This window comes from Maribacter aquimarinus, from assembly GCF_047345505.1.
Classification (GTDB): Bacteria; Bacteroidota; Bacteroidia; order Flavobacteriales; family Flavobacteriaceae; genus Maribacter.
Genome location: NZ_JBLFEO010000052.1, coordinates 1 through 4229 on the forward strand (window position 1 = coordinate 1; position 4229 = coordinate 4229).

The window sequence follows — 4229 nt, forward strand, 5'->3', positions numbered from 1 at the left end:
TGTCGTCCTGCTTTTTTTCATCACGGGAAAAAATGCGTATTTCCTTAATGTCCGTCTCCAAGAAACGGTTCAGTACGGCATTGCCAAAAGAGCCGGTGCCGCCGGTAATGAGAAGGGTTTTGTCTTTGAACATAAGATGTTTTTCAGTTATAAGTCCTGATGCTGCCTCAACTTGTCTGGGTCTATTTTTTAATCCATTATGAAAACGGTACAGTTGTTAATAAATTGTTCCTTTTTTGGAGGACCCTTTAAAAGTGTTGGTTTTTTTGCCCAGGTTTGTCGCATTTCTTAATGGTTTGCCCGAGGCGGGATTTCCCGAGTATGCTGCCTTGTCCACTACTTTTCTGCCCATACATTGAAATCAAGGTTGCGGTGCTTGTGGCAGGTTCCCTAAGGAAAGGGTTGTCTGGCGGTCAAAGCCAAATGCCTGGCCCATGGTGCGGGGCAATGCCAAAAGGTCCAGTGGGTTTTTGGGCCAAAGTGCCAAACCAAAACCGGCCAACCGTGCCCATTTAAGGTCAAGAATGCCACCCGATCTCCAAATTCCAATCACATCCGAACAAAAATTTAATTGACCATGCGCCTTACCCGTGGATATCTTTATGCGAGGAAGGGATAAAGTTCCCATCCGTCTAAAGAAGATTGGGTCTCCACGAAATTTACCAAGCATTTGGACCGGTTAAAGACCTTGGCTTCTATGCGTTCTGTACTTCGCCATTGTTCATAATTTATGTCTTTTTACATAAAGTGAAGGAAAAAGCACCTTGAGGTAGCCTACCAAAAAAACAATGGGCAATCTTAATGGGAAATTTCTTCGATTGTAGGCAAGGTTGGATTTAAAATCCAATGATAAAGGACTGTATAACATTTTCAAACGCTCTTTAAAGGAAAGACTTGGAAATTTAATATAGGGGTTGGTGTGGTCATTACTGCAATTGCCAAGATAATGGGGTGCTAAGAGCACGGGCAGGTTCTTTTTTTTGGCCATTAAGGTATAATCAAAGTCGGCCAATCCATGAACAAATTCATCAGATAGGATACCAATGGTATCCACCACATTTTTGCTTACCCACATAATGTTGGCGTTACCCAGTTCACAGCTCTGGGGATTAACACCATTAGGCACTACTTTGATATAGCGGGCTAAAAATTTATTGGTAAAAACATGACCACCGTAACTGTAATTTTGGGTTTCCCCATCAAGGGTGGCACCGCAGTATATCCCTCCTTTTTTGAATTCTTTTAAGCAATATTTGTGTGTACTCAAAAAATCTGTGAAGGTATTTGCAAACATATTGGTGTCGTCATTTAACAATAGGTATGCGTCATGGTCACCCTTTAATGCCTCCTGCCAAGAATTGCGCATTCCTCCTGCCCAGTACAGGTCTCCGGTTCCCTGTAAGATCTTTGTTTCGGGATACATCTTTGCAACGGCTTCGGCAGTGCCATCGGAGCACCCATCGTCCGTGAGATAAACATTCAGTGCAATCTGGTCTTTCTCCTTTTCCTGTGCGGCAAACAAATGGGACAGTGCCTTCAAGGTCTTTTCCCTGCGGTTAAAGCAGGTTAACAAAACAGCAATATGGTACATCTTCTAAAATTTGTTGATATTGTTTGTGTTCTATGACAGATGGGTTCTTTTGTAAACGTTAAGGGTTGGCCCAAAATAATGTTTGGTGATGGGCCAAATGATCAAAGATGGAGTGCCAGATATCATATGTGCCGCTAGGTACCATGGCTAAAATGAATTTTACTGATTTTCATTGTACCACTTATAAATCTTCTCAATGCCTTGCCCCAAGGTAATTTTATGTTTCCAACCTAGGGCATTCAGTTTGGAGACATCAGTGAGTTTTCTCATTGTACCATCCGGTTTGGTGTCGTCAAAAATAAGCTTGCCCTGAAAGCCCAGTTTGGTTTTAATATCTTCTGCAAGTTCAGCAATGCTTATTTCCTGGCCCGTACCAATGTTAATGTGTGTGTTTCTCACCTCAGTGGAATGCTTGGGGTATGTATCCATAAAGTTTATGTTCTCCATGATGAACACACAGGCATCTGCCATATCCTCGGACCATAGGAATTCCCGCTTGGGCGCTCCGCTGCCCCAAATGCCCACACCGACCTCACCCGAAGGTGCCTGGGAGATACCATACTTTTTCAGTATGCTCCGCTTTTCTTGTTCTTTTCGGCTCCCATCCACCCCTTCAATGGGCAAACGGTCCAGGTCGTTGTCAATGGCTTTCCAATCCTGTTGTTCCAGTGCCTTACCCAAATGAATTTTGCGTATCAGGGCCGGCAGCACGTGCGACTTTTCCAAATCAAAATTGTCATTGGGCCCATAGAGGTTGGTGGGCATGACCGAAATGAAATTGGTGCCGTACTGCAGGTTGTAGCTCTCGCACATTTTTATGCCCGCAATTTTTGCAATTGCATAGGGTTCATTGGTATATTCCAGCGTGTCCGTAAGCAAATAGTCTTCCTGCATGGGCTGCGGACAATTTTTGGGATAAATACAAGTACTGCCCAAAAACAGCATTTTCTGCACTTGGTGCAGGTAAGACTGATGAATAACATTGTTCTGTATCATCAGGTTTTCGTGTATAAATTCTGCACGATAGTTGGTATTGGCCACAATACCGCCCACTTTTGCCGCGGCCAGGAAGACGTATTGGGGCTTTTCCGTTGCAAAAAATTGGGCCACTGCAGCGGTGTCGGTTAGGTCTAATTGGGAATGAGATCGGGATACGATATTATGGTAGCCCCTGCTCATCAGGTTTTTGACCAGGGCGCTGCCCACCAGTCCGCGGTGCCCTGCCACATATATTTTGGCGTCTTTATGCATGTTTACAGCTTCTTTGGTCCAATGAAGTTATTCAAAGTAGTTCAGGGTACGGTACCCGCCCTTTTTAAGATACTGGTCTTTTCGCATCAACATTAAATCGCTCTGCATCATATCCGCTACCAGTTCCTTGAGTTCGTACTCCGGGGTCCAGCCCAATTTTTCATTGGCCCTGGTAGGGTCCCCGATCAGGAGGTCCACTTCGGTGGGCCGGAAATACTTGGGGTCCACGGCAAGCACTTCTTTGCCAATAGGTAACTGATAGGCAGGGTCGTGACAGGCTTTGATGGTGGCTTTTTCATCCACACCTTCACCTGAGAATTGAAGCTCTATACCCACTTCATTGAAACTCATACGCACAAATTCACGCACGGCGGTGGTCTTTCCTGTGGCAATGACCCAATCTTCGGGTTCTTCTGCCTGTAATATCATCCACATCATTCGCACATAATCCTTGGCATGTCCCCAATCCCTTTGGGCATCCAAATTTCCAAGGTATATTTTATCTTGTAGGCCAAGGGCAATGCGGGCCGTGGCCCTGGTAATTTTACGTGTTACAAAGGTTTCCCCCCGGATGGGCGATTCATGGTTGAACAAAATACCGTTGCAGGCGTACATGCCATAGGCTTCCCTATAGTTTACCGTGATCCAGTAAGCATACATCTTTGCCACCGCGTAAGGACTCCGCGGATAAAAGGGCGTAGTTTCGGATTGGGGCACCTCCTGTACCTTGCCGTAGAGTTCCGAGGTACTGGCCTGGTAAATACGTGTTTTCTTTTCCAAGCCCAGTAAACGCACCGCATCCAAGATGCGCAGCGTACCTAGCCCGTCGGCATTTCCAGTATATTCGGGGACCTCAAAGGAAACTTGTACGTGGCTCATCGCCGCCAAGTTGTAAATCTCATCGGGTTGTATTTCCTGTATTAGACGAATCAGATTGGTACTGTCCGTCATATCTCCGTAGTGTAGGATAAAATTTCGCTGTGCAATGTGCGGATCTTGGTACAGGTGGTCTATGCGATCGGTGTTGAATAGGGACGAGCGTCGTTTAAGTCCGTGTACGGTATATCCTTTTTTAAGTAGAAATTCACTCAAGTAGGCCCCGTCTTGCCCGGTGACCCCGGTAATCAATGCTATTTTGCTCATGGTTATATATGGTGTATTGTGTTCGCTGTTTAATTTTTTATGGCTAACTGGTAAGGCTATTTAAAAATGGCTTAACAACCAGTTCCTTGGTTTAACCTTACGGTAAAAGAATAAAATGGATCATTTACAACAGGTTCTTTATGTAATCCAGGCTCAAGAGGGTGTCCTTCAGGCCTTGGTCGGTGAGCTGTTCCGTGTTGTGGGAGTGGTAGTCCTCTATCTGGCTCATGTCGGTTTCGCCCTC

At 45.3% G+C, this 4229-nt stretch carries 4 protein-coding genes and 1 pseudogene; all 5 read right to left on the bottom strand.

Annotated elements, in window-relative coordinates:
• A partial coding sequence (locus ACKWCC_RS19020) for a polysaccharide biosynthesis protein (protein ID WP_413997558.1) occupies window positions 1-133 on the bottom strand: 133 nt, incomplete at its 3' end.
• Between the two features lie 588 nt (window positions 134-721).
• Window positions 722-1591, bottom strand: a complete 870-nt coding sequence (locus ACKWCC_RS19025; protein WP_413997555.1) for a glycosyltransferase family 2 protein — start codon at window positions 1589-1591, stop codon at window positions 722-724.
• 159 nt (window positions 1592-1750) lie between these two features.
• Window positions 1751-2842: a GDP-L-fucose synthase family protein gene (locus ACKWCC_RS19030; protein WP_413997556.1), complete on the bottom strand. Its 1092-nt coding sequence runs from the start codon at window positions 2840-2842 to the stop codon at window positions 1751-1753.
• A gap of 27 nt (window positions 2843-2869) precedes the next feature.
• Window positions 2870-3985 carry a GDP-mannose 4,6-dehydratase gene (gmd, locus tag ACKWCC_RS19035; protein ID WP_413997557.1) on the bottom strand — a complete coding sequence of 372 codons (1116 nt, stop codon included), beginning with the start codon at window positions 3983-3985 and terminating at the stop codon, window positions 2870-2872.
• Between the two features lie 124 nt (window positions 3986-4109).
• Window positions 4110-4229, bottom strand: a pseudogene (locus ACKWCC_RS19040) (UDP-glucose 4-epimerase); the annotation flags it as partial.

What these genes read in the sequence shown, in the direction of transcription:
- ACKWCC_RS19025 (WP_413997555.1), bottom strand. Translation starts at nt 1,591, where the DNA reads ATGTACCATATTGCTGTTTTGTTAACCTGCTTTAACCGCAGGGAAAAG.
- gmd (WP_413997557.1), bottom strand. Translation starts at nt 3,985, where the DNA reads ATGAGCAAAATAGCATTGATTACCGGGGTCACCGGGCAAGACGGGGCC.
- ACKWCC_RS19030 (WP_413997556.1), bottom strand. Translation starts at nt 2,842, where the DNA reads ATGCATAAAGACGCCAAAATATATGTGGCAGGGCACCGCGGACTGGTG.